The following is a 26,682-nucleotide window of genomic DNA, read 5'->3' as shown; positions in this document are numbered from 1 at the left end:
TTGCAGATACAGGTCAACCATTTGGCGCGCCTGTCCGAGCACCGATTTAAGACCGACAGTCTCGGAGCTGTCGGCCGGCGCCCGTTTCGCCGACGGCGAACACCGCTGACACGCCGCTGACCTGCGAAGAGTAACGCCCAGGCGGTGGCCGGCGATAACCGTTGCGTTGCAAGCACGCTCGCGGGGCCTGGTAATCTCAACCGAAAGACGGCAACCGCTGGGCAGACGTTCTCGCCGTAATAGCGGTGCATTAACTGGGGAAGGTGTCCACACATGAGGCTGTCGTTGAGCAAATTGGGCGTTGCGGTTGGCAGCGCGGCGGTGGCGTTGACCGCCGGGGCCGGGATCGCGTCCGCGGATCCCACCGACGCGATCATCAACACCACCTGCAACTACGGGCAGGTCATTGCGGCGCTGAACGCGACCGACCCGGCCGCTGCCCAACAGCTGAACTCGTCGCCGGTGGCGCAGTCCTACATCCGCAACTTCCTGGCCTCGCCGCCGCCGAAGCGTCAGCAGATGGCCCAGCAGATCCAGGCCATGCCGTCGGCGCAGAAGTACTACGACGACATCAACCAGGTCGCGGTCACCTGTAACAACTACTGAGCCGACCGCTTCGCACGAAGCGGTTCAGTAGCCGCCGAGCAGGCGACGCACGCGCCCGAGGGTTTCCGGCCCGACGCGGCTGCGAATGCGTGACGGGTCGGCGGGCCTGCGGCCCCACAACAACAGCACGCGCGCGGCCGCGTCGGTCTCCAGGGTGGCCGGGCCTTCCGGCTTGGCGAGCCCGATGGTGATCTGATCGGGGCCCGCGGCCAGCACGACGTCGTCGCTGCCGTCGGCCCGCAGCCGGGCATCGATGCGCTCACCCTCGTTCAGTTGCTTGGCGCCCTTCATCAGCAGCGGCCTGCCGACCGCGAGCACGCTGTGCGTGGTCATCCACGGCTCGGCGAGCCGGGCCCGGGCGTCCGGTTCGTCGCCGGTGATGTCCCAGCTGTGCAGCACCAGCTCCTCGCGCATGTGCTCGGCGAACCAGGGCACCTTCATGGTGCGGCCCGTCCAGGCGACGTCGGTGTCGTCCGGGAGCGCCTCGGCGGCCACCGCGACCTCCTCGAGGCTGGCCATCCGGTCCAGCAGCGCGTCCCACAGGTCGGTGTCGTTGAGGGCGCGCAGGGGGCCCTCGCGTTCCTCGAAGCCGCGGGTCGCGACGGGTTCACCGGCCAGGTGGGCGCCGAGCACCCGCGCGAGCTCTTCGGCGTTTCCGGCCTGGTGAACGACGATGTCGCGCACCGTCCAGGCCTCACACCACGTGCCGGCGTCGGGTCCGTGCCGGCGCACCGCATCCACGAACGGCCGCCACTCGGGGAACCGATCGTCGTCGATATGTCGCTTCACGGCCTCCGGTATACCCGACGGCCCCGACACGCAAGCGAGCTACGCGGCCAGCGTCGTGTAGTCGGTGGTGCGTTGCCGCGCCGGGCGGCCGATGCCCTCGGCGATCGCGACGAGCTCCGCCACCGTCTTGGCCGACCCGTGCTCCGAACCCGCCATCCGGGAGATGGTCTCCTCCATCAACGTGCCGCCCAGATCGTTGGCGCCACCGCCCAGCATCACCTGCGTGCGTTCGACACCGAGCTTGACCCAGCTCGTCTGAATCTGAGAAATGCGACCGTGCAACATGATTCGCGCCAGCGCGTGTACCGCGCGGTTGTCGCGATGGGTGGGGCCGGGACGGGAGGCGCCGGCCAGGTACAACGGTGAGCTCTGGTGCACGAACGGCAACGGCACGAACTCGGTGAAGCCACCGGTGCGGTCCTGGATGTCACGCAACACGTTGAGGTGGCCGACCCAGTGCCGCGGACTGTCCACGTGGCCGTACATCATGGTCGACGACGACCGCAGCCCCACCTCGTGCGCGGTGCTGACGATTTCGATCCACAGCGACGTCGGCAGCTTGCCTTTGGTCAGCACCCAGCGCACTTCGTCGTCCAGGATCTCGGCGGCGGTGCCGGGGATGGTGTCCAGGCCCGCCTCGCGCAGGCTGATCAGCCACTCGCGAATGCTCAACCCGCTCTTGGTGACCCCGTTGGCGATCTCCATCGGGGAAAACGCGTGCACGTGCATCGACGGCACCCGCGCCTTGACCGCGCGGACCAGGTCGGCGTAACCGGTGACCGGCAGCTCGGGGTCGATGCCGCCCTGCATGCACACCTCGGTGGCGCCCTGGACGTGCGCCTCCCAGGCGCGGTCGGCGACCTCTTCGGTGGACAGCGAGTACGCGTCGGCGTCGCCCTTGCGCTGCGCGAACGCGCAGAACCGGCAGCCGGTGTAGCAGATGTTGGTGAAGTTGATGTTGCGGTTCACCACGAACGTCACGTCGTCGCCGACGGTTTCGCGACGCAGCGTATCGGCAAGGGCGGCAACGGCTTCCAGTGCCGGGCCGTCGGCGGTGGCCAGCGACAGGTATTCGCTGTCCGAGCAGCCGGCGGGGTCGCGTTCGGCGGAACGCAGCGCGGCTAGCACGTCGGTGTCTAGGCGTTCTGGCGCTTTGGCGCCCTGCGCGGCCAGCTCGTGCACGTGGGCGCGGATCGATTCCCAGTCGCCGAAGGCGCTGTCGATGTCGCTGCGGGTTTCGGTGTTGCGGCCCTCGCTGTCGATGGCAGCGTTCAGGTCGACCCGGCCCGAGGAGCCGACGTCGTCGGGCTCCTGCCACGACAGACCCACCGGGTTGACGTCGCGAGCCAGACCGGTCGCCGGATCGGCCAGCGCCGTCACGTGTCCTTGCACCCGCGGGTCGATCCAGGCCGCGGGTGCCTGCACGTATTTCGGCTGCGCGGTCAGCCGCTGGACCAGCTCGTAACCGGCTTCGGCGGTGACGGCGGCCAATTCGTCGAGCGCCGGCCACGGCCGCTCGGGGTTGACGTGGTCGGGCGTCAGCGGTGAAACACCACCCCAGTCGTCGACTCCGGCGCCGAGCAGCGCCAGGCACTCGTCGCGCGAGACCAGGTTGGGCGGCGCCTGAATCCGCATCCCGGGACCGAGCACCAGCCGAGCGACCGCCACCGTCGCGAGGTAGTCCTCGATGCCGGCGTCGGGGACGGCGGCCATCGCGGTGTGTTCCTTGGCCCGGAAGTTCTGCACGATCACTTCCTGGACATGACCGAACTCCTTGTGCGCCTTGCGAATCGCATGCAGGGTGTCGGCGCGCTCGGCGAGGGTCTCGCCGATGCCGACCAGCAGGCCGGTGGTGAACGGGATCGACAGCCGGCCCGCGTCGGTCAGGGCGCGCAGCCGCACGGCCGGGTCTTTGTCCGGGCTGCCATAGTGCGCAAGCCCTTTCGTCTCGAACAGGCGCCGTGACGTCGTCTCGAGCATCATGCCCATCGAGGGGGCCACCGGCTTGAGCCGGGCCATCTCTGACCAGCTCATCACGCCGGGATTGAGGTGCGGCAGCAGCCCGGTCTCTTCGAGCACCCGGATCGCCATCGCGCGCACGTAGGACAGCGTGGAGTCATAGCCCCGTTCGCTGAGCCACTCAACCGCCTCCGGCCAGCGATCCTCTGGCCGGTCGCCAAGGGTGAATAGCGCTTCCTTGCAACCCATTTCGGCACCGCGCCGGGCGATATCGACAATCTCGTCGGGTTCGAGATACATGCCGGCGCCCTGAGCGCGCAGCTTGCCCGGGACGGTGACGAAGGTGCAGTAATGGCACGTGTCGCGGCACAGGTGGGTGACCGGTATAAATACCTTGCGCGAGTACGTGATCGGCAGCCCACCGCCCGGGCCGCGCCGGCCGGCCGACTCCAGACCCGCATCGCGTACCCGGGCCGCACTGGCGCACAGATCGGCGAGGTCCGCACCGCGCGCGGTCATGGCGAGCGCCGCCTCATCGATGTTCAGAGCCACGCCGTCTCGAGCCCGTCGCAGCACCCGCCGCAGCGCCGATGAGCCGGCCTTCGGCGGGGCTTCCGGAGAAACCTTGGCCGGAACCACAGGGTGGGGCAGAGCGGTAGGCTCCTCGCCCGGAGTCAACAGCACTTTGGTGTAACTTCCCCACGATCGAATTTCATCCACGCGTCCCAACATGTGAAATCGTGGCACCCGTTGGCGGGTCCCGTATGGGCAACAGTCAACAGTAGCGGCACCCCCGCGTCGGCAAGCGGGCGACATCCCGGCCGAGCGTCAGACGCCCTGCCCGCGCCGCCACAGCACCCATACCGGCGGCACGACCCCGAGGACCAGCAGCAACAGGGCCCCGTAGGCCATCAGGCCGCGGCCGCCCAGGATGACGTCGTCGGCCGGGCCGCCCATGCTGATCACCGCCACGGTCAACAGCCACGTCCACAACGGCAACGCCGCCAACCGCGGCGCGCGCGTCCAGCGGCCGGCGGCCCACACCAGGGCGGCGTTGACCAGTCCCGAAATCAGTCCGCTGATGGGAAACGGAACCGTCCCGATATACAGAGGCAGCAACAGAGCTCCGGCAAGTGCGGAGAGCACCCCGTCGACCGCCAAAAGGGCCAACACGACGAAACGGATCGCGGGGTCGGTCGCGTCGGCGTCGTCAACGGACGCGACGCGTGGCTTGGTTTCGGTCAGGTCGGGACGCTGTCGAGGTTGGACATGATGGAGCCGATAACCCACTGCAGGCTGTCCAGCCGGTCCTGCCAGTGTTGCTGATTAGGGTCCAGGTCGGGGTCCATGCGAATTCCTTCCGTGGCTGCCTGATTGGCAGCCTACCGCGTCGGGGCCGATGGAAAACCAAGCCCTGCGAGCAGGTCCGTTTCCCAGCCCCGCTCGTCGCGCTCCCCCGCCGCGCCGCCGGCCAGGACGTAGTGCTCTTGCCCCAGAATCGGTATGGCGGCGTTGTTGGACAGCGCGCAGGCGCGCCCGGTCGGCCCGACCACCACCTGCGTGGCGTGCGCGGCGAGGGCCGCCCGCTTGGCGGCCACGGCCTGCGGGGCGGTGTCGACGACGGCGTCGATGTCCTCGTCGGCGTAGCCGAAGGTGAACTCTTCCTTCGGCGGGATCGACCATTCGGGCCGCAGATCCGCGGGCGTCAGCGCGTCCATGGCCGCCTCGAAGGCGCTCGTCGCGAAGACCGACCAGTAGAACTTCGGCACGACCCAGGGCTCGCCGGCAAAGCCGGCCCCGGCACCCGCCGCCTCGATCGCGGCCACCGTCACCCGGTGCGCGTGGACGTGATCGGGATGGCCGTAGCCGCCGCCCGGATCGTAGGTCACCACGACGTGCGGGCGCTGCCGGCGAATGACGGCCACCAGGGCGCCCACGGTGTCGCGTTCGTCGGCGTCGATGAAGCGTTGCCGGTGTCGCCTCGGCGTGCCGCGCATGCCCGAATCGCGCCACCGGCCGGCGCCGCCGAGATAGTGGGGTTCGCCCACGCCCAGCGCGTGCAGCGCCGCGGTCAATTCGCCGATCCGGTAGCCGCCGAGTTGGTCGGCGCGCTCGACGGCGAGTTCGGCCCAGCGATCGCCGATCACCTCGCCCTCCTCGCCCAGCGTGCAGGTGATCACGCGGACATCCGCCCCGCGGGCGGCGTAGTGGGCGATGGTGGCGCCGGTGCCGAGGCTTTCGTCGTCGGGGTGCGCGTGGACGAACAGCAGCCGCGGCGTCTCAGGCATGGACGGCACCCTACCGGCAGCCGCGGCGGCTTCGGCAGCCCGGCGGCTACCCACCGGTACGCGGCAGATAGGAACGCGCACGGCTACTATCAAGGGGTGCCTCAGCTCACGGACGCAGACCACACCGGCAGCCGAAGCCGCCGGCGCGGCGAGGTCCTCGAACGCGCCCTCTACGAGGCCACCCTGGCCGAGCTGACCGAGGTCGGTTACGGCGGCCTGACCATGGAGGGCATCGCGGCGCGCGCCCATACCGGCAAGGCCGCCCTGTACCGGCGCTGGGACACCAAGTGCGAGCTGGTGCACGCCGCTCTGGTATTCGCGCTACCGCCGCTGCCCGAGCTGCGTTCCGGGCGTTCGGCCCGCGAAAATCTGCTCGCGATGTTCACCGCGCAGCGCGACCTGCTGGCGGGAAAGACCGGCTTTCCGGGTCTGGACGTCATCCATCAGCTGTTGCACGAGCCCGAGATGCGGGCCATCTTCGCCGACGCGGTGGTGCGGCCGCGCATGAAGATCGTGGAATCGATCCTGCAGGCCGCCATCGACGACGGTGACCTCGACCCGACGACGGTCACCCCCCTCACCGCCCGCATCGGGTCGGCCCTGATCAACCAGCACTTCCTGCTGAACGGATCGCCGCCGAACCGGCGCGAGCTGGCGCTCATCGTCGACACCGTGATACCGCCGCGCGCGGCGCGTCCCGCCGACTGACGGCCCCGGCGCTACGGCCCGGTCTTGATCCATTGGCCGGCGTCGCCGACGATGCCGACCGGTACCGCACCGGAGAGGCTGACGTTCTGCACGCTCGGGCCGGCCCCGACGATCGTCGTGTCCTGCAGGATCGGCAGCACGGTGGACATGTTCCACAGGCGCGGTTCCACGGCGGTGATCACGTCGTTGATGTTCTTGGTGCCGTTGAGGGCGGCGTCGATGTTCGACTGGATGCTGCGATCGCAAATCCCGGTGAGGTTCGACGGCGCCTGCACGAGGGCGTTGGGGTCGGCCGGGCGGCTGGGCGGCGGCGTGGTCGTCGGTGTCGTCGACTTGGCGAGCGGCCCAGTGGACGGCGTGGGACCGGCAGGGGCCGACGGCGCGGGCGCCGGGCCGTTGGAGATCGGGACCTGCGTCGATTCCAGTGCGGGACAACCGTATCGGGAGGCGAGCCGGGTCGCCAGGTTGCCGCCCGCCTGATGCCACCCGACGATCGCGTCCACCCGGTTGTCGTTCAGTGCGTCGTGATAGAGGGTGACCGGGTCCAGCGCCAGCACGGTCGCGGCGATGCCGACGTTGCGCAACCGGTCGGCGGCGGTGTTGGCCACCGCGACCGAGGTCGGGTCGTTCGCCGCGACCCCGATCACCAGTGAAAGCTGTTGGCCGTCTTTGCTGATCCGGCCGCGGATGACCTCGGGCGGCCCGGTGTTCGGCGGGGCCGGCGCGGGTGGGGCCGCTGAAGCCGAAGTGTTGGGTTCGACCTTGTAACCGGCCGCCTCCAGCAGCGCCAGCGCCGCCGGAGTCGTCATCGCAGGCGGGGCGGTCGGCTCGTAGCCCGGGTCGCTCGGCGCGCGGATCTGGGCCTGGTCCAGGGTGACGGTGTTGTCGCTGCCCGCGCCCACGGCCGCGAGCAGGTCGACGTCGAGCAGCCCCAGGATCGCCTTACGGACTTGCGTGTCAGCCAGTTTGGGCTCGGTGGCCCGCAGCGTGAGCTGCATGACCCGCGGCGTCACGATCCGCGCGGTGCGGACGTCGGGAATGGCGGACAGCTGCGCGAACGCCGCCGAGCCGCCATGCACCTGCGCCACCTGGGTGTCGCCGTTGCGCACCGAATCGGCCAGCGCGGCCGGCGCACCGGCGCGGCGGAACAGGATGAGCGCGGGTTTGGCCGGCGGCCCCCAGTACCGGTCGTTGCGGGCCACCAGGATCTCGTCGCGCTGCGGGTCGATGCTTTCCACCCGGAACTGGCCGCCCGTGACCGGAAGCGTGCGGGCCAAGCCCGCGGCGAAACCGCCGGGCACGTCCTTGACGATGTGCGCCGGAAGGATGTTGGCGAACAACTCCTTCCACGCCGGATACGGTTCGGCGAAGGTGACCACCGCCTGCTTGCCGCCCTCCAGCGACTGCACGCCGGTGATGAGGTCGTACCCGGCCGGGTCGACGACGCCGGGCTGGCTGACCATCTGGTGCCACAGGTACCAGAAGTCGTCGGCGGCGATCGGCGCGTTGTCGGTCCACTGCGCCTCCGGCCGGATCTTGTAGGTCACCGTGAACGGGTTCTGGCTGGTCACCTCGGCCGACACCAGCAGGGTCGGGTCCATCTCCCAGCGGGAACCGGTCGGCGTGTTGGGGTCGGGCACCGGCCGGAAGGCACTCGGCAGCACCAGCGCGCTGATCGCCGCGTTCACCGGGGACAGGTCGGAGAGCAGGTGCGGGTTGAAGCCGGCCCCGATCGAGTCGATGCCCATGATGATCTCGCTGACCCGGGGCGGCGGCGGCACGGAGTTGTGCGGCGTGTCGGTGCTCTGCGGCGCCGGTGGCGGGTTGACCGTACAGGCCGAGAGCACGAGTCCGACCAGGAAGATCAGTCCGCCCAGCACCATGAACCAACGGCGGACTCGTCTCGGCACGCTGATCAGCGTATCGAGCAGCCGCCCAGCGGCCCGCCCGACCACCAGGTGTTAACCCCGGGCCTTGGCGCGCGACCGGCTGCGGGCCCGGGAGGTGGCGTCCAGCTCGACCTTGCGCACCCGCACGATCTCCGGGGTCACCTCCACGCATTCGTCTTGCGCGCAGAATTCCATGGCCTGCTCGAGATCGAGTTCGAGCGGCCTGGCCAACGTTTCGATGACATCTGCGGTCGACGACCGCATGTTGGTCAGCTTCTTCTCGCGGGTGACGTTGATGTCGAGATCCTCTGCGCGCGGGTTGATCCCGACGACCATGCCCTCGTAGGTGTCCTGGCCGGGCTCGACGAAGAACTGGCCCCGGTCGGCGAGCTGGATCATGGCGAAGGGGGTGATGGTGCCCGCGCGGTCGGACACCAGCGACCCGGTGTGGCGGGCGCGGATCTCCCCGGCCCACGGCCGGTAGCCGTCGAACACCGCGTTGGCGATGCCGGTGCCGCGGGTCAGCGTGAGGAAGTCGGTGCGGAAGCCGATCAGGCCGCGGCTGGGCACGATGAAGTCCATCCGGACCCACCCGGCGGCGTGGTTGGTCATCTCTTCCATGCGTCCCTTGCGGGCGGCCATCAGCTGGGTGATGGCGCCGACGAATTCCTCGGGGCAGTCGATGGTCATCGCCTCGAAGGGCTCGTGCAGCTTGCCGTCGATCGTCTGGGTGACGACCTGCGGCTTGCCCACCGTGAGCTCGAAACCCTCGCGGCGCATCTGTTCGACAAGGACCGCCAGCGCGAGCTCGCCGCGGCCCTGCACCTCCCAGGCGTCGGGCCGGTCGATGTCGACGACCTTGATGGAGACGTTGCCCACGAGTTCGGCGTCCAGGCGCGACTTCACCATGCGAGCGGTCAGCTTGTGCCCCTTCACCTTGCCCGCCAACGGCGAGGTGTTGGTGCCGATGGTCACCGAGATGGCGGGCTCGTCGACGGTAATGCGCGGCAGCGCGTGCGCGTGGTCCGGATCGGCCAGCGTGTCGCCGATCATGATCTCGGGAATGCCCGCGACGGCGACGATGTCCCCGGCGACGGCCTCGTCGGTCGAGGAACGCTCGACGCCCTCGGTCACCAGCAGCTCGGTGATCTTCGCGTTGGTGATGACGGGGTGGCCGTCCACCTCGCGCATCCAGGCCACCTGCTGGCCCTTGCGAATACGGCCCTTGTAGATGCGGATCAGCGCGAGCCGGCCCAGGAACGCCGACGCGTCCAGGTTGGTGACCAGCGCCTGCAGCGGCGCCTCGGGATCACCCTGCGGCGGCGGGATGTGCTCGAGCAGCACGTCGAACAGCGGATCGAGGTTGTCGCCCTCGGGGTTCTCGCCATTGGCCGGTTCCGTCGTGCTGGCGATGCCGGCCCGTCCCGAGGCGTACAGCGTCGGCAGGTCCAGGGCGGCCTCGGCGGCCTTCTGCGCGTCCTCGTCGAGGTCGGAGGCGACGTCGAGCAGCAGGTCGTGGCTTTCCGAGACGACCTCGGAGATCCGGGCGTCCGGCCGGTCCGTCTTGTTGACGACCAGGATCACCGGAAGGTGGGCGGCCAGGGCCTTGCGCAGCACGAACCGGGTCTGCGGCAGCGGCCCCTCCGAGGCGTCGACCAGCAGCAGCACCCCGTCCACCATCGACAGGCCGCGCTCCACCTCGCCGCCGAAGTCGGCGTGGCCCGGGGTGTCGATGACGTTGATGACGGTCGTCGTTCCGTCCGGATTCTTGCGATGCACGGCCGTGTTCTTGGCCAGGATCGTGATGCCTTTTTCCTTCTCCAGGTCCCCGGAGTCCATCAGGCGTTCGACCGCGTCGTCGCCCCGGTGGTGCAGCGCGCCCGACTGCCGCAGCATCGCGTCGACCAGGGTGGTCTTCCCGTGGTCGACGTGGGCGACGATGGCGACGTTGCGAAATAGCACGTCGGTGATTGTGGCAGCGGGGGCCCCGGATAGCGAACCGGCTGGTGACCGGGCGCCCTTTACCAGCCCCGCCGGCGCGGCGCCGTGCCGACGAGCTGACCCTTACCCGCCGCCTCGCGGCTGCGGTAGACGATGTACGGCCGGAACAGGTAGACGACCGGCGCGCTGAACGCATGCACCAGCCGGGTGAACGGCCACAGCGTGAACAGCACCATGCCGATCAGGGCGTGCAGCTGGTAGTCCAGCGGGGCGTTGATCATCACCTCGCCGTGCGGCTGGAATATCCAGATCCGGCGGAACCACAAGCCCACCGTGTAGCGGTAGTGGAACTCCCCGCCGTGCGGGCCTGTGCCGATCAGGTCGCAGTACAGGCCCACCACGATCGCCAGCACCAGCACCACATACATCACCTTGTCGCTGCGGCTGGTGGCCACGGACACCGCGGGGCGGGTGAACCGCCGGTAGATCAGCAACCCGATGCCGACCAGCGTCGCGATGCCGGCCACCGACCCGGCGATGACCGCCTGCAGGTGGTAGAAGTGGTCGCTCATCTTCAGCATGTGGGTCACCCGGGGCGGAACAAACAGCCCCATCACGTGTCCGGCGAAGACCGCCAGGATGCCGAAATGGAAGATGGGGCTGGCGATGCTCAGCAGTCGCGACTCGTAGATCTGCGACGACCGCGAGGTCCAACCGAACTTGTCGTAGCGGTAGCGCCACCAGGTGCCCACGATCAGCACCGACAGCGTGACGTAGGGCGCGATGTCCCAGAACAGGACGTTGCTAAACACTTGGCGATCCTTTGCGGGGTGGCACGGTCAAGGTAAACGGTTGCAGTCCAACGGCTTCCGCCGGCGGGCCGGCTTGCGCCAGCCGCTCGGCCCGGCGCACTTCCTGATCGGTCGCGTCCGGCAGGGTCTCGCAGACCGCCGCCACCGTCGGTTCGTAGGGCGACTTCGCGTCGGCCAGGGCGCCGCGCAGCACGTCGATCGGCACCCGATGCTGGTTCAGCAGTCGCCGCCCGGCGTCGGGGTCGACGGTGGCGGCGAATTCGAGCACCACGGCCAGATGATCGGGCGCCTCACCGCCCGGCGGTTGCACCCCCGCCTCCCGGTAGGCGGTGGCGAACGCCAGCATCTCCCGGCCCCGGTTGCGGGTGTCGCCCGCGGTCCAGTAGGTCAGGTACATGGTGGCGCGCCGCCGCATGTCGAACGTCGCGACGTAGTCCATCGCCGCGGTCATCGGCTCGGTCGCACGCAGCGCCGCGACCGTCTGCCCCAGCAGCGCCGCCGGCGCACCGCTGACATGCCCCAACAGCTCCTCGACGGCGTCCAGGCGCCCGGCCAACCCGTCGTCCGGGTAGGCCAGCAGCAGCGACGCCGCCTGCCACACCAGGCGATCCTGCATCGCCCGGGTGGTGGACCGCTCGCGCAGCGCCGACAGCAGCTTCATCGCTGCCGCCCCTCGGGAAACATGCCGGCGGGCACCTGGCCGCCGTCCCAATTCAGCAGGTTCACCCGGCCCGACCGCCGCGCGTTGGCGGGATCGTCACCGCGCTGCTTGAGGGTGTGGAAGGTCTCGACGGACACCGGCACCGGATCCGACTCGTACATGCCCGGCCCGCCGTCTCCGGTCAACGAGCAGCCCGCCATCTCCTCCAGGTCGCGGGCCTGCGGTGCGAAGGCCGTCGGAATGACATAGCGCTCTTCGTATTTCGCGATGGCCAGCAGCCGGTACATCTCGTAGATCTCTTCTTCGGTCAGGCCGACCGAATGCGGGATGTGCGGCTGGGTTTCCCGGCCGAGGTTGATGTCGCGCATGTAGGAGCGCATCGCCGCCAGCCGGCGCAACACGCCCTCGACCACGGCGGTATCGCCGGCGGTGAACAGTTCGGCCAGGTACTGCATCGGGATCCGCAGCGCATCCAGCGCACCGAACAGGTTGCCGAGGTCCTCACCGTCGTGCCCGTCGCGGCTGACCGCGTCGACCACCGGCGAGAGCGGCGGGATGTACCAGACCATCGGCATGGTCCGGTATTCCGGGTGCAGCGGCAGCGCCACCTTGTAGGTGTGGATCAGCGCGTAGACCGGCGAACGCTGGGCCGCCTCGATCCACTCGTCCGGTATCCCCTCCGCCCGCGCACCGGCGATGACGTCGGGATCGTTGGGGTCGAGCAGGATCTCGCACTGCGCCGGATAGAGATCGGTCTCCTTTTCCACCGACGCCGCTTCCAACACCCGGTCGACGTCATAGAGGACCACACCCAGGTAGCGCAGCCGGCCCACACAGGTCTCCGAACAGATGGTCGGCAGGCCGACCTCCATCCGCGGATAACACAGCGTGCACTTCTCGGCCTTGCCCGTCTTGTGGTTGAAATACACCTTCTTGTAAGGACATCCGGACACACACATCCGCCAGCCGCGACACCGGTCCTGGTCAACCAGCACGATGCCGTCCTCGCTGCGCTTGTACATCGCGCCCGACGGGCACGACGCCACGCAGGACGGATTGAGGCAGTGCTCGCAGATCCGGGGCAGGTAGAACATGAAGGTCTCTTCCAGCGAGAGCTTGACCTCCTCGCTGACCTTCTTCAGAATCGGGTCCCCAGCCAGGATCTCCGGCGACCCGGCCAGGTTGTCGTCCCAGTTCGGCCCCCACGAAACCTTCATCGGCTCACCGCTGATCAGGCTTCGGGGCGCGGCCGTCGGGAAGGTGTCACCCGCCGGGGCGGTGGTCAGGTTTTCGTAGTCGTAGGTCCAGGGCTCGTAGTAGTCGCCGATGACGGGCAGCTTCGGATTGGCGAAGATGCGCAGCAGCTTTTGCAGCCGGCCCCCGTCGCGAAGCCGCAGGCGGCCCCTCTTGTCGCGAATCCACCCGCCGCGCCAGCGCTCCTGGTCCTCATAGGTGCGCGGATAGCCTTGTCCGGGACGGGTTTCGACGTTGTTGAACCACACGTACTCCGTACCGGGTCGGTTGGTCCACGCCTGCTTACAGGTCACCGAGCAGGTGTGACAGCCGATGCATTTGTCGAGGTTCATCACCATCGCCAACTGGGCCATGACCTTCATGTCAGTACACCACCTCTTGGCTACGACGACGGACGATCGTCACCTCGTCGCGCTGGTTGCCGGTCGGACCCAGGTAGTTGAACGCGAACGCGTGCTGTCCGTAGCCGCCGGCCAGGTGGCTGGGCTTGATGCGGACCCGGGTCAGCGCGTTGTGGTTCCCGCCGCGCTTGTTGTTGGTCTCCGAGCGCGGGGTATCCACCGTGCGCTCCTGGACGTGGTAGACGTAGACCACGCCGTCGGGCATCCGGTGCGAGACGATCGCCCGGCACACGTAGATGCCGTTGACGTTTACCGCCTCGACCCAATCATTGTCGCGCACATTGATTTTCGCCGCATCGCCCGGGCTCATCCACATCGTCGGGCCACCGCGGGACAACGACAGCATGTACAGGTTGTCCTGATACGTGGAGTGGAACGACCACTTCGAATGCGGGGTCAGGTAGCGCACGGTGAGGCCGATGCCGTCCTCGGTAGCGCCGAGCGTGGGTGCGCCGAACAGCCGCGCCATGTCCAGCGGCGGGCGGAACACCGGCAGGTGCTCGCCGAGTTCCTCGACCCAGTCGTGGGCCAGATAGAAGTGCATCCGCCCTGTCAGGGTGTGGAACGGCTTGAGGTTTTCGATGTTGATGGTGAAGGGCGCGTAGCGACGGCCACCAGTTTCGCTGCCCGACCACTCGGGGCTGGTGACCACGGGGACGGGCCGGGCCTGGGTATCGGCGTAGCTGATGCGCTTGTCCTCGCTGCCCTCGGCCAGATGCACCAGCCGCTGACCGGTGCGCTTCTCCAGTTCGTGGAAGCCCTCGACCGCCAGCCGTCCGTTGGTGGTGCCGGACAGCAGCAGCAGCACGTCGGCCATCCGCGACGCGGTGGTGACGGCCGGACGCCCCGCCGCCACACCGGAATTCAGCACACCGAACTTGGCGGCCAGCTCCTCGACCTCACGGAAGGGGTGCACCGTGACGCCCTTGGTGGTCAAACCGAACTTGTCGACCAGCGGCCCCAGGGTCAGCCACTTGTCGTAGATGGCGCCGTAGTCGCGCTCCACCACGGTGAGCTTGCCCATCGTGCGGCCGGGCACCGGCATCGCACCGGACTGCAGCCAATCCTGTTCGGTGCCATCGGGATAGGCCATCGCATCCGGGGTGTCGTGCTGCAGCGCGGTGAGCACCACGTCGGTGCGGGTGCCCAGATGGTCCTTGGCCATGGCGCTGAAGGCGCGGGCGATCGCACCGAAAGCGCCGAAGTCCGAACGGGTTTCCCACGGCGGATCGGTCGCCGCGCTGAACGCATGCACGTAGGGGTGCATGTCCGTGCTGGAGATGTCGGCCTTCTCGTACCAGGTGGCCGCCGGCAGCACGATGTCGGACACCAGCGTGGTCGAGGTCATCCGGAAATCGATCGACATCATCAGGTCGAGCTTGCCCTCGGGGATGTCGCCCTCACACGTCACGCCGGTGGGCCGCACCCCGTCCTCCGGGGGCAGCGCCGAGGCGTTGGAATCGGTACCCAGCAGATGACGCAGGAAGTATTCGCCGCCCTTGCCCGACGAGCCGATCAGGTTGGCGCGCCAAACGGTAAGCACCCGTGGCCAATTCACCGGGTTGTCGGGATCGGTCACGGCGAGCTTGAGCTTGCGCTGGCCCAGCTGTTCGGCGACGTAGTCGGCGACGTCGCGATCGGCGGCGCGCGCCTCGTCGGCGACGTCGAGGCTGGATCGGTCGAACTGGGGGTAATAGGGGCTCCACCCCATGGCCACCGAGGAGGCCAGCAGGTCCATGGTGTGCTTGCCCGCGAACCTGCCGCGGCCCACCGGGCTGGCCAGTTTGTCCGCGCCGTATCCGTCGTAGCGCCACTGGTCGGTGTGTGCGTACCAGTAGGAGGCGCCGGGCACCTGCCGCGGCGGGCGCACCCAGTCGGTCGCCATCGCCATCGTCTGGAATCCGGTGAGCGGGCGCACCTTTTCCTGGCCGACGTAGTGGGCCCAGCCGCCGCCGTTGCGGCCCATCGACCCGGTCAGCATCAGCAGCGCCAGTACCGCACGGTAGATCGCGTCGCTGTGGAACCAGTGGCAGATACCGCCGCCCATGATGATCATGGAGCGGCCGCCGGATTCCTCGGCGCTGTGCGCGAATTCCCTTGCCACCCTGATGGCCTGGGCCGCCGACACGCCGGTGATCGCTTCCTGCCAGGCCGGGGTGTTCTGCTGGGTGGCGTCGTCATAGCCGGTGGGCCATTCGCCGGGCAGGCCGGGGCGTGCCACACCGTATTGGGCGAGCATCAGGTCGAAGACGGTGCACACCACGTGCTTGCCGATCCGGCGCACCGGGACGCCGCGCGCCACGGTGGTGCCCTCGCCGTCGACCGTGTCGAAGCTGGGCAGGTGAACCAGCGCGGTCTCGGCGTCACCGTTGCAGCCCTGCGCGTCTCGCACGCTGAGCGCGGGCGTCAGGTCACCGAGATCGAGGTTCCACTTCCCCACACCCGACTCGCCGTACCGGAATCCCAGCGAGCCGTGCGGCACCACCACCGAATCGGTGATCTGGTCCAGCACAGCGGGTTTGAGCGAGGCGTTCTCGACGGCCTCCCCCAGATCCGCCGCCGTGAGGTTCTTTCCTGGCACCAGCATGTCGCCGCGTTCTTCGAGCTTGATCAGGAAGGGCAGGTCGGTGTAGCGGCGGGAATAGTCGGTGAAGAACGGAACCTGCTTTTGCACATAGCATTCCGAGAGGATCACGTGGCCCATCGCCATGGCCAGTGCACCGTCGGTGCCGGCGGCACACGGCATCCACTCGTCGGCGAACTTGGTGTTGTCGGCGTAGTCCGGGCTGACGGTCACCACCTTGGTGCCGCGGTAGCGCGCCTCGGCCATCCAGTGCGCATCGGGCGTGCGGGTGATGGGGACGTTGGAACCCCACATCATCAAATACGCTGCGTCCCACCAGTCCCCGGATTCGGGCACGTCGGTCTGGTCGCCGAAGACCTGCGGCGAGGCGACCGGCAGGTCGGCGTACCAGTCGTAGAACGACGTCATGGGGGCGCCAATCAGCTCGAAGAACCGCGAGCCCGCGGTGTAGGACACCATCGACATCGCCGGGATCGGGGAGAATCCGGCGACGCGATCCGGTCCATAGGTCTTGATGGTGTGGACGTGGGCGGCCGCGATCAGCTCGGTGGCCTCGGCCCAGGTGACCCGGACCAGACCGCCCTTGCCGCGCGCCCGCTGATAGCGACGACGCCGCTGCGGATCGGACTGGATGTCGGCCCAGGCCAGCACCGGGTCGCCGAGGCGCGCCTTGGCTTCCCGGTACATCTCGATCAGCACCCCGCGGGCGTAGGGGTAGCGCACCCGGGTGGGCGAGTAGCTGTACCACGAGAACGACGCGCCCCGGGGACAGCCGCGCGGCTCGTACTCGGGCCGGTCCGGGCCCACCGACGGGTAGTCGGTCTGCTGGGTCTCCCAGGTGATGATCCCGTCCTTGACGTAGATCTTCCATGAGCACGATCCGGTGCAGTTCACCCCGTGCGTCGAGCGCACCACCTTGTCGTGGCTCCACCGGTCCCGGTAGAACACGTCGGCTTCACGGCCGCCCTCCCGGGTGACCGTGCGCAGGTCGGCCGAGATCTCTCCGGGGGTGAAGAACCGCCCGCTGCGCTCCAGGAGCTCCTCGAGCACTCCGCCGATGTGAGGTGTGACAGTCAAGAAGTGGTCCTCCGATTCGGTAGCGTCGCGCCTCGTCGCCGGGCCCCGCGGTCGACCCGGCCTGCGTCGTGATGGGCAGTCAGCCCGCTGATCCGCCCGCCCGCACCAGCTCGGATCGGCTCAGCGCTCGGCATGTCTGGCCCGCGGGCTGGGCGGCGATACAGCACCAGCATAGGTCTGGGTCGAGGGTGAAACCGGCCTCCCCGCGCGCGGGCGATTGTTCGAAAAAGGCGTCATGAGCAGTCGTTTTTGCGCACCGGGAGACCCGCCGTCCCGGCACCGCGGCCGCGACGGCCTGGTCTGCACAAGCGTTCGGCTCGCTATCGGCACGCACATCCAGGGCAGCTTCGTGTGGCGTCGTTATTACACGTCATATTGTTGTCTTCAGTTCACTGCGAAGACCTGCAACGCGGCTGTACATAAGCTGCCGGAACTCTGTGTACTTGTTATGAGGTAGCTCCTAGAGAGCTTTGGCCAGGTCCGCCAACCAGCCCCGATCGGCCGGGACCCAGTCGAGATCGTGCAGCTCAGCGGCGGTTATCCAGCGCAACGCCCGATGGTCGCGGGCATCGGGTTCGCCCCGGACCAGGCGCACGCGGTAGGCGCGCAGCGTGAACCCGCCGTCCACCACGATGTCGCCGCCGAGCCGGCCACCCACCGCGACGTCGCCATCGCCAAGACCCAGCTCCTCGGCCAGCTCGCGGGCCAGCGCGTCGCGCTCCGTCTCATCGGGCGCGACCTTGCCGCCCGGCAGCTCCCACCGCCCGGCCAGCTCCGGCGGACGGACGCGCTGTGCCACCAAGACCTTGGCGTCGCGGATGAGGGCGCCGGCGACGACGATCTGGGTCGGCATGGCCAGTCACGGTATACGGCGCCCGTTGCGCAACACCACCGCTCGGCAACGCCTGGGCGCAACGCCGGTGGGATCCGGACGGCTGCGCGCCCCCGCCTGCGAGGGCGAACGTCTTCGCGCGCCGGAGCAAGGGCCGTGCAGCCGCACACTGCGAACTGCCGCCGAGACGGCTCCACCGGTCGATTTTGCTATCGAATTACCTTGGGACACAACGACTCTCTTACGGTTTAGGCGCCCCCGTGGAATACTCGACCCTAGTCGGTCACGACCACGACAGGCACTTCCAATGAGGGGAGTTGGCAATGATCACCGAACCCGCAAAATCGTTCACTCGGATCTTCCGGGGCTATGACCCGGCTCTGGTCGACCCCTACATCGAGGCGTTGCTCGCCAAGGAGAAGTTGCTCATCGACGAAGTCCTGAACCTCAGGAACCAGCGCGACGAATCCAGCAATGAAGCGGCCGGGCTTCGGATCGAGGTCGCCTGCCTGCGGGATGAGGTCGCCGCACTCTCGGACACGTCACCGACGCCCTATGCGATGCAGCATCGGATGGCGAAGCTGTTGCGGCGCGCGCTCGATGAGGTTTCCCGGATGCAGGCCGACGCACGCGCCGAGGCGGATGCCCTGATCGCGGATGCCGCGGCCGAGGCGGAGGCCGCGCGGCGAGAACACCGAGAGTTGTTGGAGCACATGGCCGCGCAGCGAAAAGCGCTCGAAGTCGAGTGTGAGGAAACCAGGAAAAAGCTCGACGCCGACCTCGCCGGGATGCGGGCCGAAGCCCAGTCATTGATCGATGCGGCCTGGCAGGACGCCCAGCACGAGCGTGAGCAGCTGCTCGCCGACGCAAAGCAGAAGGCTCACGAGTTCGATGAGCGAGCCCACCGGGCGATGGACGAGGCGAATCAGCAACGGATCATGATCCTGGAAGAACTGATGGGCGTGGCCCGCGACCTACAGGACGTTCCCGCCAGCCTGGAGTCCGCTTACCAGCAACGACAGAGCCTCCCGGACGCGGGCGTCGTCGTGGCCTTGGACCAGAAGAGTCAAGCACCGGGTAATCCCGCCGTAGCCTCGTAGGTGACCACCTTCGCGGGGAGGTCACGGCAAGGGCCGCCCGTCGATCACCCCGTTATCCGACAGGAGAGGACGAGTCCGGTATGGCCGTGTTAACGGATGAGCAAGTCGACGCCGCACTGCCCGAGCTGGACGGATGGGAGCGCGCCGACGGCGCCCTGCGCCGCTCGATCAAATTTCCGAGTTTTCTCGCCGGCATCGATGCCGTGCGCCGGGTGGGCGAGCACGCGGAGAGCAAAGACCACCATCCGGACATCGATATTCGTTGGCGGACAGTGACTTTCGCTCTCGTCACCCACTCCGAGGGTGGCATCACCCAAAACGATATCGACATGGCACGCGACATCAACGGGATCGTCGACAGCTAGTCCCTCGAGCCCTCGCCCCCGTCGGCGGTCGCGCCGGCGTGATGCTCGGCGCCGACGGCCACGCCGGGGTGACGCTCGGCGCGGTCCCCGCGGCCCGCGGGGCGAGTGGCCGCGATCCAGAGCAACGTCGCCACCGCCGCGACGATGTAGATCAACCCGGCCCAGGCCAGATACCACGGGCGGCCGATCTGCCAGATGGTCGGTTGGGCGAAGCTCAGCAACCACGGGACGCCGATCAGCGTGAGGGCCAGCCAGCCCCAGCCCACGAGGCGCGCTCCGCGTCGCTCGCGCACCGGCCCGTGGATCGCCCAGATCATCAGCGGTACCAGCCACACCCAGTGATGGGTCCAGGAAATCGGTGAGAGCAGCAGCCCGAACAGTTCCACCACCAAGAGCCTGCCCAGCCGATCGGCGGGGTCCAGGGCGCGCCAGGCCAGCACGGCCAGGACGGCGGTGACGGCAAGGGCGGCCACCAGCAGCGGGCCGAATCCGACGTCGTGGCCCAGAATCCGCGAAATGCCCCCGCGCCAGGACTGATTGAACGACGTCGCGATGGGGCCGACCCGGTGGGCGTCGCCCAGCAGGTCGGTGAAGTAGTAGCGCGTCTGATCGCCGACGACCAGGACCGAAATCCCAATGGTGGCAAGGAAAACGACCGCCGAGAACGCCGCGGCGCCCCAGCGCCGCGCGCCCGCCAGATAGACGCCGGAGATCGCGGGGGTCAACTTGATGCCCGCCGCGACGCCGACCAACAACCCCGACAGCCACCACCGCGTGCTGCACACCGCCCACAACACCGCGGTCATCAGCAACACGTTGACCTGCCCGTAGTCGAAGGTGCTGCGCAGCGGCTCGATCCAGATGGCCACCGCCGTCCACGACATCGCGACACGCCGGCCGGTGCCGCCGGCCGCCCCGCCGATCAGGCGTTGGCTGAGCCGGATCGCGCCGTACAGCGCGGCCATCGTGGCGATCTGCCACAGGAAGGCCACGAGGCCGAACGGCACCAGGTGCAGCGGGTAGAACACGACGGCCGCGAACGGCGGGTAGGTGAACGGCAGCGGGAAGTCCGGCGTCTGGTCGGCGTAGACGTAGCTGTACAGGCTGCCGGGATGGTCGATCGCGGCGGATCCGCCCAGGTACACGTGCAGGTCGACGAAGTTCGCGCCGTTGGGGGCCAGATAGGTCCAGGCCAGCCGCGCGGCGATGCTCGCGACGAGCAGCATCGGCGCGGCCGCCTGCAGCAGACTCGCCAACCGCCGGGTATTGGGCGCCGCCACTGCGGCCGAGGTGGTGTCTATCCGCCCGACTTTAGCGAGCGCGAGGCGCGGCACGGCGCCGTCGGTCCGCACATCAGCCCTAGGGCCGCACATTTCGCGCGTTCGGTCACCGGTCTCACTCGTATCAATAACGAGTTCATAAATGCCACACGTGTCACTTGAGTCCCATCTGCATCAAAGTAACTTCAGCCCCGAACCTGTAGTCGATCAATCAGGGAGAGTCATGCCAACCATCTGGACTTACATGCGTGCAGCCGCCGTCGTGGTCGGTTCGTCCGCAGCACTATTGACGGGCGGTATCGCCCATGCCGACCCCGTGCCGGCCCCGGCCATGCCGAACATTCCGCAGCAGCTGATCAGTTCGGCGGCCAACGCACCGCAAATCCTGCAGAACCTCGCGACCGCACTCGGCGCCACACCGCCGGCGGCTCCGGCCACTCCGGGCATCAGCTTCCCGGGTGTCCCGGCGGCCACCTCGCCGGCAACCCCGGCGGCTCCGGTGGCCGGTCTTCCGTCGATTCCCGGACTGACCGCGCCGACCAGCCCCGCCGCCCAGGTGCCTTCTCCGGCGGCCAACCCCTTCCTTCCGGGGCTGGCGCAGTCGGCGACGCCCGCCGCGCCGTCTTCGGCGACGGGTGGCATTCCCGGGATGATCCAGGGCCTGACGGGTGCGCAGCCTGCTGCCGCGGGTCCCGCCGCTCCGGCCGCTCCGTCGATCCCGGGCCTCCCCGCGATCCCGGGACTGTCGGCACCGGCGGCACCGGCCACTCCGGCCGCTCCGCAGCTGCCGCAGGCGCAGGTCAACATGCCGGCGATGCCGGCTGGCCTGCCGGTCAGTGTGCCTCCGAAAGTGATGCTCCCGCAGGACCTGCCGGCGCTCGCTTCGGGACAGGCTCCGGCCGCACCCGCGGCACCGGCGGCACCGGCGGCCAGCCCCGCCGGACCGGCAGCGCCGCTGCTGGCCGCCCTGCCCTGATCAGTTCCTAGACAGCTAAATCACCACTGAGAACCGGAGGACACCGTGGCAACCACTTGGAATCTGTCCAAAGGTTTGGCCGCTGTCGTCACGGCATCGGCTGTCGCGTTCGGGTTCTGCCCGAGCGCGGCAGCCGACCCGGCGGCGCCGCAGCCGATACCGCAACCGAATGCGGCCCCAGGGCTGCCGGGTCTGCCTGCCCTGTCGCAGCTGAGCCCCCTCATCCAACAAGCGGCCACCGACCCGCAGCAGGCGACACAGCTGCTGATGGCCGCAGCGCAAGCCTTCGCTCACAACCCGACCACGCCCAACGAGTCGAAAAACGTTGCGGCGGCGGTCAATCAGTTCGTCGCCGAGCCCAGCGCACCGGTGCAACATGTGCCCGCGGCCGGGGTGGAACCCGGTCTGCAGGCCCACCTGCCGGCCGGCATCGACCCGGTCCACGCGGCGGGCCCGGCCCCCGAGGCGGCGCCTGCCGCCGCTCCAGCCCTCAACGCTCCGGCACCCGCCGCCGCTCCGGCACCCGCCGCGCCGGCGCCCGAGGCGCACCTGCCGGCGGGCATCGACCCGGCCCACGCGGCCGGTCCCGCACCCGCGGCGGCACCCGCCGCACCGGCGCCCGCCCAGCCGGCCAACGTGCCCGTCGCGGCACCCGTCCCCGCGCCACCGGCCCCGGCCGCGGCACCGCCCGCGGCCCCCGTCGCACCGGAAGCCGCGCCGGCGCCGGCGCCGGCACCCGCGCCCGCGGCGGCGGCCCCGGGTTTCGGCGCTGACACGCCGCCCACGCAGGACTTCATGTACCCGTCCATCGGCACCAACTGCCTGGCGGACGGCACCAGCGCCATCGCCACCGCGCTGTCGGTGGCGGGGCCGGCCAAGATTCCGCTTCCCGGCCCGGGGCCCGGTCAGACCGCCTACGTGTTCACCGCGGTCGGCACGCCCGGACCCGCCGAGGTGCAGAAGTTGCCGCTGAATGTCACCTGGGTGAACCTGACCACCGGCAAGTCGGGGACGGTCGCACTCAAGCCGCGCCCGGATATCAACCCGGAGGGGCCGACGACGCTGAGCGCGATCGCCGACACCGGCTCGGGCAGCATCATGTCGACGATCTTCGGGCAGGTCACCACCAAGGAAAAGCAGTGCCAGTTCATGCCCACCATCGGCTCGACGGTGGTGCCGTAGCAGACCGCACCGCCTCACCGCCGCGAACGCGCGTGTCCCGACCGCGGGGCACGCGCGTTCTCGTCAGTACGCCATGAACAGGATGGCGTCGCGGTCGTACTCGAGGCCAGGATGATCGCTGGCGAGGTGCGCCTGGGTCAACTCGACCAGTTCGTCCTCGTCCTTGCCGACGATGGCTTCGCCGCACGGACACGTCAGGTGTGTCTTCACGTTGCCGCCCTTCCCTTCTGTTGACCTGCTACTTCGCCGCTTTGGCTGCCGCTTTCATCTGCTTTTTGTACGCGCGCACTTTCCCCATCGACTGGGCATCGACGATATCGGCGACGGAGATGTGCGCGCCGGCCCGGCCGAAGTCGCCCGCGGCGGCGCGCCAGCCCTTCGGCGTCACGCCGTACTGCTTGCCCAGCAGTGCCAGGAAGATCTTCGCCTTCACGTCCCCGAACCCCGGCAGTCCCTTGATCCGCCGCAGCAGCTCGGTTCCGTCGGGGTCGCCGGCCGTCCACAATCCGGCCGCGTCGCCGTCGTAGCGGTCCACGATGATCTGCGCCAGCGTTTGGATGCGCTTGGCCATCGACCCCGGAAAGCGGTGTATCGCAGGGCTTTGCGAGCACAACGCGGCGAACTTGTCCGGGTCGTAGTCCGCAATCTCGGCGGCCGAAAGGTCCGGGAAGGTGCCCATCCGGTCCGCGATCTTCTTCGGTCCGGCGAACGCCGTCTCGAAGGGCACCTGCTGGTCCAGAACCATCCCGATGAGCAACGCCAACGGACTGTCGTCCAGCAGCTGGTCGGCTTCAGGATCTTGAGCGAGACAAAGTTTCACCGTCAACGATCTTCCTTTCGCGCAGCACCCTGGGACCGGGGACCCATTGGTCGCAAGATTACTCACCAGCAATCACCGCGATATCGTGGCGTGGTGGTGGATGAGGCCAGACTGGCACTGCTGCTCGCCCGCGACGAGCTGCATCAGCTCGTCACCGCCTACTGCCGAGCCGTCGACCGCGCCGACTACGACGCCCTTCGCGCCCTGTATCACCCCGACGCCACGGACTCGCACGGCTCGTTTTCTGACGGCGGCGTCGAACAGTTCATCGCGCAACTACAAGCGGCCGAACCGTATGTGCTTGTCTCCCAACACAACATCACCACCACGAACTTCGTGGTCGAGGCCGACGCGGCCCGCGGCGAGATCTACTGCCTGGTGTTCCACACCTTCGCGGGCCCCGAGCGCAACGTCGACGTCATCATCGGCGGGCGGTACCTGGACACCTACGCCAAACACGAGGGCCGCTGGAAGTTTCGTCAACGCACCATCGTCGCGGACTGGGCATACCAGAACGACCCGTCCCAAGTGAACTTCGAACACCCCAGCACGCGAGGAAGCCTGCGCGGAAAACCCGGCCAGGCCGACCCCTCGGTCGGGCTGTTCACCGCGCCCCACTGCTGAAGCCCGTCAACGGGATCCGGCCACCGCGGCCGGGGATCGTCAGCCGCTCTTGCGGCGAAATTCCCGGCGGTTCCCCACCGCGCCGTGCGCCCGCGATTGCTTGCCGGCGCCGTCCTTGTGATCGGACCCGCTCGACGATTTGGCCATCTTGCGGTCCAGGGCTTCACGGAATTTGCGCTTGGTGTCGTCGTCCGACGCGGGCGATCCAGCAGCCCCCGACTCCGAGGACGTTGAACCTTGCGGAGCATTCGATGCAGCCATAGGGGGCAGCCTAGCCGGGGTTTGGCGAAACGGTTCGGTAGCGGCGCGGTTACCGCATGCCCGGCGGCATGCCGTAGACGTGCGAGATCGGCAGCGTCAGCAGCACCCGCCGGTCGGTGACCATGGCTTGGCGGTATTCGTCCCAGTCCGGGTGCTCACCGGCGATGTTGCGATACAACGCGATCAGCGCCTCCACGGTGTCGTCGTCGGGCGCGGCCGCCGGCGGCGTCAGCTCGGCGGTGCCCTCGGCGACGGCATACGACCAGCCGTCGTCGGCGTCGACCAGGATCGAGGCCCGCGGGTCCCGACGCAGGTTGCGGGTCTTGGCGCGCGGCTCGGTGATCGACACCTGGATCGCCACGGCGCGCGGGTCGAAGTGATAGCTCACGTTCGACAGCTGCGGCCGCCCGTCGCGCTTGATGGTGGCCAGCACCCCGAGGGAATGTCCACTGATCAAGGCCAGCAATTTGTCGTCGAAGACTTGGCGTCCCATGACGAAAGCCTACGTCGCACCCGGCCGGGCGGCCCGGGATAGTCGTTGCGCGGCCGACCTGGTGGAATCGGGGCATGACCAAATACACGGCGTTCCTGCGTGGCGTCAACGTCGGGGGCGTCAACCTCAAGATGGCCGACGTGGCGGCCGCGCTGACCGACGCCGGGTTCACTGGGGTCCGGACCATCCTGGCCACCGGCAACGTGCTGCTGGAGTCGGCCGCCGGCGTGGCGTCGGTGCGCAAGAAGGCCGAAGCCGCGCTGCGCGACCGGTTCGGTTACGACGCGTGGGTGCTGGCCTACGACCTCGACACGGTGCGCGCCGTGGTCGACGCCTATCCGTTCGAGCGCGAGGTCGACGGCTATCAGTCCTACGTCACGTTCGTCGCCGACAAGGCCGTGCTCGACGAGCTCGCCGCGCTGGGCGAGGAGGCCGGCCCGGACGAGAAGATCCGCCGCGGTGACGGCGTGATCTATTGGCAGGTGCCCAAGGGCGCCACGCTGGACAGCAGCATCGGCAAGACGATGGGTAAGCCGCGCTACAAGTCGTCGACCACGACGCGCAACCTGCGCACGCTGGACAAGGTATTGCGCTGACACACCGACGAGTAAACAGCCCGAGCGCCAAGGGTTTTCGATGCCGACCGCGCCGGCTTCACTCGTCGGGCACCGCTTCGATGTAGCGCACCGCGTCGGCCTTGTCCAACCCGAGTCCGCGCGCAACGCGGACGTACTCGCGGGCCGCGGCGGCCATCGCGGCGTCGGTCGGGTCATAGCGCGCGATGAAAGTGCCGAAGCGGCCCCGGGTTTCGATGATGGCGGAGGTTTCCAGCTCGCGGTAGGCGCGCGCCACCGTGTTGACGGCGACGCCGAGCTGGCCGGCCAGGTCGCGCACGGTGGGCAGGCGGGTGCCCGGCGGCAAGGCGCCCTCGCGAACCCCCTCGATGACCTGCGTCCTGAGCTGGTCGAACAACGGCTTTCCCGCCTTCATGTCGACCTTCAACCAGTCACCGAGCTCCACCCGTCCAGTATCACCCACCCCCGGCTATCTTGGTGGGATGCGAGTAGCGGTGCTCAGCGGCGCGGGTATTTCCGCGGAGAGCGGCGTGCCGACCTTCCGCGATGACAAGAACGGATTGTGGGCCCGTTTCGACCCGTACGAGCTGTCCAGCACGCAGGGGTGGCGCGACAACCCGCAGCGCGTCTGGGGCTGGTATCTGTGGCGCCACTATCTGGTCGCCGATGTCCAACCGAACGCGGGTCATCGCGCGATCGCCGCCTGGCAAGACGAGGCCCAGGTCAGCGTCATCACCCAGAACGTGGACGACCTGCACGAGCGCGCGGGCAGCCGGTCGGTGCACCACCTACACGGCAGCCTGTTCGAATTCCGTTGCGCGCGTTGCGCTGTGGCCTATTCCGGGGCGCTGCCCGCGATGGCCGAGCCGGCGCTGGAGGTGGACCCGCCGGTATGCCACTGCGGCGGGTTGATCAGACCGGACATCGTGTGGTTCGGCGAACAGCTGCCCGACGAGCCGTGGCGGCGCGCGGTGGAGGCGACCGAGGCCGCCGACGTCATGGTGGTGGTCGGCACCTCGGCGATCGTCTATCCGGCGGCCGGGCTGGCCGAGTTGGCGCTGTCCCGCGGCACCGCCGTCATCGAGGTCAACCCCGAGGTCACCCCGCTGTCGAGCAGCGTGACGATCAGCATGCGCGAGACGGCCAGCCAGGCGCTGCCGGGGTTGTTGCAGCGGCTACCGGCCCTGCTGAGCTGATCGGGCCGT

The 26,682-nt window shown here is 68.7% G+C and carries 26 protein-coding genes; 9 read left to right on the top strand and 17 right to left on the bottom strand.

The window, feature by feature from the left end; translation table 11 throughout:
• Positions 1-273: 273 nt before the first annotated feature.
• Positions 274-606: a hemophore-related protein gene (locus AC5Y5B_RS05695; RefSeq protein ID WP_112633035.1), complete on the top strand. Its 333-nt coding sequence runs from the start codon at positions 274-276 to the stop codon at positions 604-606.
• Between the two features lie 24 nt (positions 607-630).
• Here AC5Y5B_RS05695 and AC5Y5B_RS05690 read toward each other — a convergent pair whose 3' ends face one another.
• The 4 genes from AC5Y5B_RS05690 to mshB all read right to left on the bottom strand — a co-directional run bounded on the left by AC5Y5B_RS05690 (position 631) and on the right by mshB (position 5,642).
• Positions 631-1,395, bottom strand: coding sequence for a maleylpyruvate isomerase N-terminal domain-containing protein (locus tag AC5Y5B_RS05690; protein ID WP_112633034.1), 765 nt, complete (start codon positions 1,393-1,395; stop codon positions 631-633).
• 39 nt (positions 1,396-1,434) lie between these two features.
• Positions 1,435-4,086, bottom strand: coding sequence for a bifunctional FO biosynthesis protein CofGH (locus AC5Y5B_RS05685; protein WP_500004276.1), 2,652 nt, complete (start codon positions 4,084-4,086; stop codon positions 1,435-1,437).
• Between the two features lie 96 nt (positions 4,087-4,182).
• Positions 4,183-4,644, bottom strand: coding sequence for a hypothetical protein (locus AC5Y5B_RS05680; RefSeq protein ID WP_112633033.1), 462 nt, complete (start codon positions 4,642-4,644; stop codon positions 4,183-4,185).
• A gap of 92 nt (positions 4,645-4,736) precedes the next feature.
• Positions 4,737-5,642, bottom strand: coding sequence for an N-acetyl-1-D-myo-inositol-2-amino-2-deoxy-alpha-D-glucopyranoside deacetylase (gene mshB, locus AC5Y5B_RS05675; protein ID WP_500004273.1), 906 nt, complete (start codon positions 5,640-5,642; stop codon positions 4,737-4,739).
• A gap of 96 nt (positions 5,643-5,738) precedes the next feature.
• On the opposite strand from mshB, the gene AC5Y5B_RS05670 reads away from it, so the two are divergent.
• Positions 5,739-6,350: a TetR/AcrR family transcriptional regulator gene (locus tag AC5Y5B_RS05670; protein WP_112633031.1), complete on the top strand. Its 612-nt coding sequence runs from the start codon at positions 5,739-5,741 to the stop codon at positions 6,348-6,350.
• Positions 6,351-6,361: 11 nt separating this feature from the next.
• Here the strand turns inward: AC5Y5B_RS05670 and AC5Y5B_RS05665 are convergent, their stop codons facing one another.
• The 7 genes from AC5Y5B_RS05665 to AC5Y5B_RS05635 form a co-directional block, all read right to left on the bottom strand.
• Complete coding sequence (locus AC5Y5B_RS05665; protein ID WP_500004753.1) at positions 6,362-8,266, bottom strand: ABC transporter family substrate-binding protein; 1,905 nt, start codon at positions 8,264-8,266, stop codon at positions 6,362-6,364.
• A gap of 45 nt (positions 8,267-8,311) precedes the next feature.
• Positions 8,312-10,201, bottom strand: coding sequence for a translational GTPase TypA (gene typA, locus AC5Y5B_RS05660; RefSeq protein ID WP_112633029.1), 1,890 nt, complete (start codon positions 10,199-10,201; stop codon positions 8,312-8,314).
• 59 nt (positions 10,202-10,260) lie between these two features.
• Positions 10,261-10,992, bottom strand: a complete 732-nt coding sequence (gene narI / locus AC5Y5B_RS05655) for a respiratory nitrate reductase subunit gamma (RefSeq protein WP_112633028.1) — start codon at positions 10,990-10,992, stop codon at positions 10,261-10,263.
• A complete protein-coding gene (gene narJ / locus AC5Y5B_RS05650; RefSeq protein ID WP_112633027.1) occupies positions 10,985-11,653 on the bottom strand; it encodes a nitrate reductase molybdenum cofactor assembly chaperone in 669 nt (222 codons plus the stop codon). Before narJ ends, narI begins: the two co-directional genes overlap by 8 nt.
• Entirely contained in the window at positions 11,650-13,269 is a 1,620-nt protein-coding gene (narH, locus tag AC5Y5B_RS05645) for a nitrate reductase subunit beta (protein WP_112633026.1), read from the bottom strand. Before narH ends, narJ begins: the two co-directional genes overlap by 4 nt.
• 1 nt (position 13,270) lies before the next feature.
• Complete coding sequence (locus AC5Y5B_RS05640; RefSeq protein WP_500004269.1) at positions 13,271-16,969, bottom strand: nitrate reductase subunit alpha; 3,699 nt, start codon at positions 16,967-16,969, stop codon at positions 13,271-13,273.
• A gap of 460 nt (positions 16,970-17,429) precedes the next feature.
• The gene (locus AC5Y5B_RS05635) at positions 17,430-17,822 is read right to left on the bottom strand and encodes a (deoxy)nucleoside triphosphate pyrophosphohydrolase (protein ID WP_112633024.1); all 393 of its coding nucleotides are present in this window, start codon (positions 17,820-17,822) and stop codon (positions 17,430-17,432) included.
• A 302-nt stretch (positions 17,823-18,124) separates the two neighbouring features.
• Between AC5Y5B_RS05635 and AC5Y5B_RS05630 the strand changes: the two genes are divergently transcribed.
• Positions 18,125-18,901 carry an ATP synthase subunit B family protein gene (locus AC5Y5B_RS05630; RefSeq protein WP_112633023.1) on the top strand — a complete coding sequence of 259 codons (777 nt, stop codon included), beginning with the start codon at positions 18,125-18,127 and terminating at the stop codon, positions 18,899-18,901.
• Between the two features lie 80 nt (positions 18,902-18,981).
• On the top strand, positions 18,982-19,266 hold the full coding sequence (locus AC5Y5B_RS05625; protein WP_066868689.1) for a 4a-hydroxytetrahydrobiopterin dehydratase: 285 nt from the start codon (positions 18,982-18,984) through the stop codon (positions 19,264-19,266).
• Here AC5Y5B_RS05625 and AC5Y5B_RS05620 read toward each other — a convergent pair.
• Positions 19,263-20,639 carry a mannosyltransferase gene (locus AC5Y5B_RS05620; RefSeq protein WP_112633022.1) on the bottom strand — a complete coding sequence of 459 codons (1,377 nt, stop codon included), beginning with the start codon at positions 20,637-20,639 and terminating at the stop codon, positions 19,263-19,265. The genes AC5Y5B_RS05625 and AC5Y5B_RS05620 overlap by 4 nt on opposite strands.
• 130 nt (positions 20,640-20,769) lie before the next feature.
• Between AC5Y5B_RS05620 and AC5Y5B_RS05615 the strand changes: the two genes are divergently transcribed.
• Positions 20,770-21,522, top strand: a complete 753-nt coding sequence (locus tag AC5Y5B_RS05615) for a hypothetical protein (protein ID WP_205869095.1) — start codon at positions 20,770-20,772, stop codon at positions 21,520-21,522.
• A 45-nt stretch (positions 21,523-21,567) separates the two neighbouring features.
• Positions 21,568-22,704: an Rv1157c family protein gene (locus AC5Y5B_RS05610; RefSeq protein WP_500004263.1), complete on the top strand. Its 1,137-nt coding sequence runs from the start codon at positions 21,568-21,570 to the stop codon at positions 22,702-22,704.
• A 63-nt stretch (positions 22,705-22,767) separates the two neighbouring features.
• Here the strand turns inward: AC5Y5B_RS05610 and AC5Y5B_RS05605 are convergent, their stop codons facing one another.
• A complete protein-coding gene (locus AC5Y5B_RS05605) occupies positions 22,768-22,914 on the bottom strand; it encodes a DUF1059 domain-containing protein (protein WP_067277197.1) in 147 nt (48 codons plus the stop codon).
• Positions 22,915-22,942: 28 nt separating this feature from the next.
• The gene (locus AC5Y5B_RS05600) at positions 22,943-23,524 is read right to left on the bottom strand and encodes an HhH-GPD-type base excision DNA repair protein (RefSeq protein WP_112634180.1); all 582 of its coding nucleotides are present in this window, start codon (positions 23,522-23,524) and stop codon (positions 22,943-22,945) included.
• A gap of 90 nt (positions 23,525-23,614) precedes the next feature.
• Here AC5Y5B_RS05600 and AC5Y5B_RS05595 point away from each other — a divergent pair, with 90 nt between their 5' ends.
• Complete coding sequence (locus AC5Y5B_RS05595) at positions 23,615-24,148, top strand: nuclear transport factor 2 family protein (protein ID WP_112634181.1); 534 nt, start codon at positions 23,615-23,617, stop codon at positions 24,146-24,148.
• A gap of 39 nt (positions 24,149-24,187) precedes the next feature.
• Here AC5Y5B_RS05595 and AC5Y5B_RS05590 read toward each other — a convergent pair whose 3' ends face one another.
• Both AC5Y5B_RS05590 and AC5Y5B_RS05585 read right to left on the bottom strand, forming a co-directional pair.
• Entirely contained in the window at positions 24,188-24,409 is a 222-nt protein-coding gene (locus tag AC5Y5B_RS05590) for a DUF5302 domain-containing protein (protein ID WP_112634182.1), read from the bottom strand.
• Between the two features lie 49 nt (positions 24,410-24,458).
• Positions 24,459-24,902, bottom strand: a complete 444-nt coding sequence (locus AC5Y5B_RS05585; RefSeq protein WP_112634183.1) for a PPOX class F420-dependent oxidoreductase — start codon at positions 24,900-24,902, stop codon at positions 24,459-24,461.
• 74 nt (positions 24,903-24,976) lie between these two features.
• Between AC5Y5B_RS05585 and AC5Y5B_RS05580 the strand changes: the two genes are divergently transcribed.
• A complete protein-coding gene (locus tag AC5Y5B_RS05580; protein WP_112634184.1) occupies positions 24,977-25,498 on the top strand; it encodes a DUF1697 domain-containing protein in 522 nt (173 codons plus the stop codon).
• A 58-nt stretch (positions 25,499-25,556) separates the two neighbouring features.
• On the opposite strand, the gene AC5Y5B_RS05575 is transcribed toward AC5Y5B_RS05580, so the two are convergent.
• Entirely contained in the window at positions 25,557-25,922 is a 366-nt protein-coding gene (locus tag AC5Y5B_RS05575; protein ID WP_066868705.1) for an Rv1152 family transcriptional regulator, read from the bottom strand.
• A 37-nt stretch (positions 25,923-25,959) separates the two neighbouring features.
• Between AC5Y5B_RS05575 and AC5Y5B_RS05570 the strand changes: the two genes are divergently transcribed.
• On the top strand, positions 25,960-26,673 hold the full coding sequence (locus AC5Y5B_RS05570; protein WP_112634185.1) for an SIR2 family NAD-dependent protein deacylase: 714 nt from the start codon (positions 25,960-25,962) through the stop codon (positions 26,671-26,673).
• Positions 26,674-26,682 lie beyond the last annotated feature (9 nt).

The sequence above is a fragment of the Mycobacterium sp. NGS33 genome, assembly GCF_059812885.1.
Note: the sequence above shows the minus strand (reverse complement) of the source record. Positions and strands in the feature narration are given on the sequence as shown.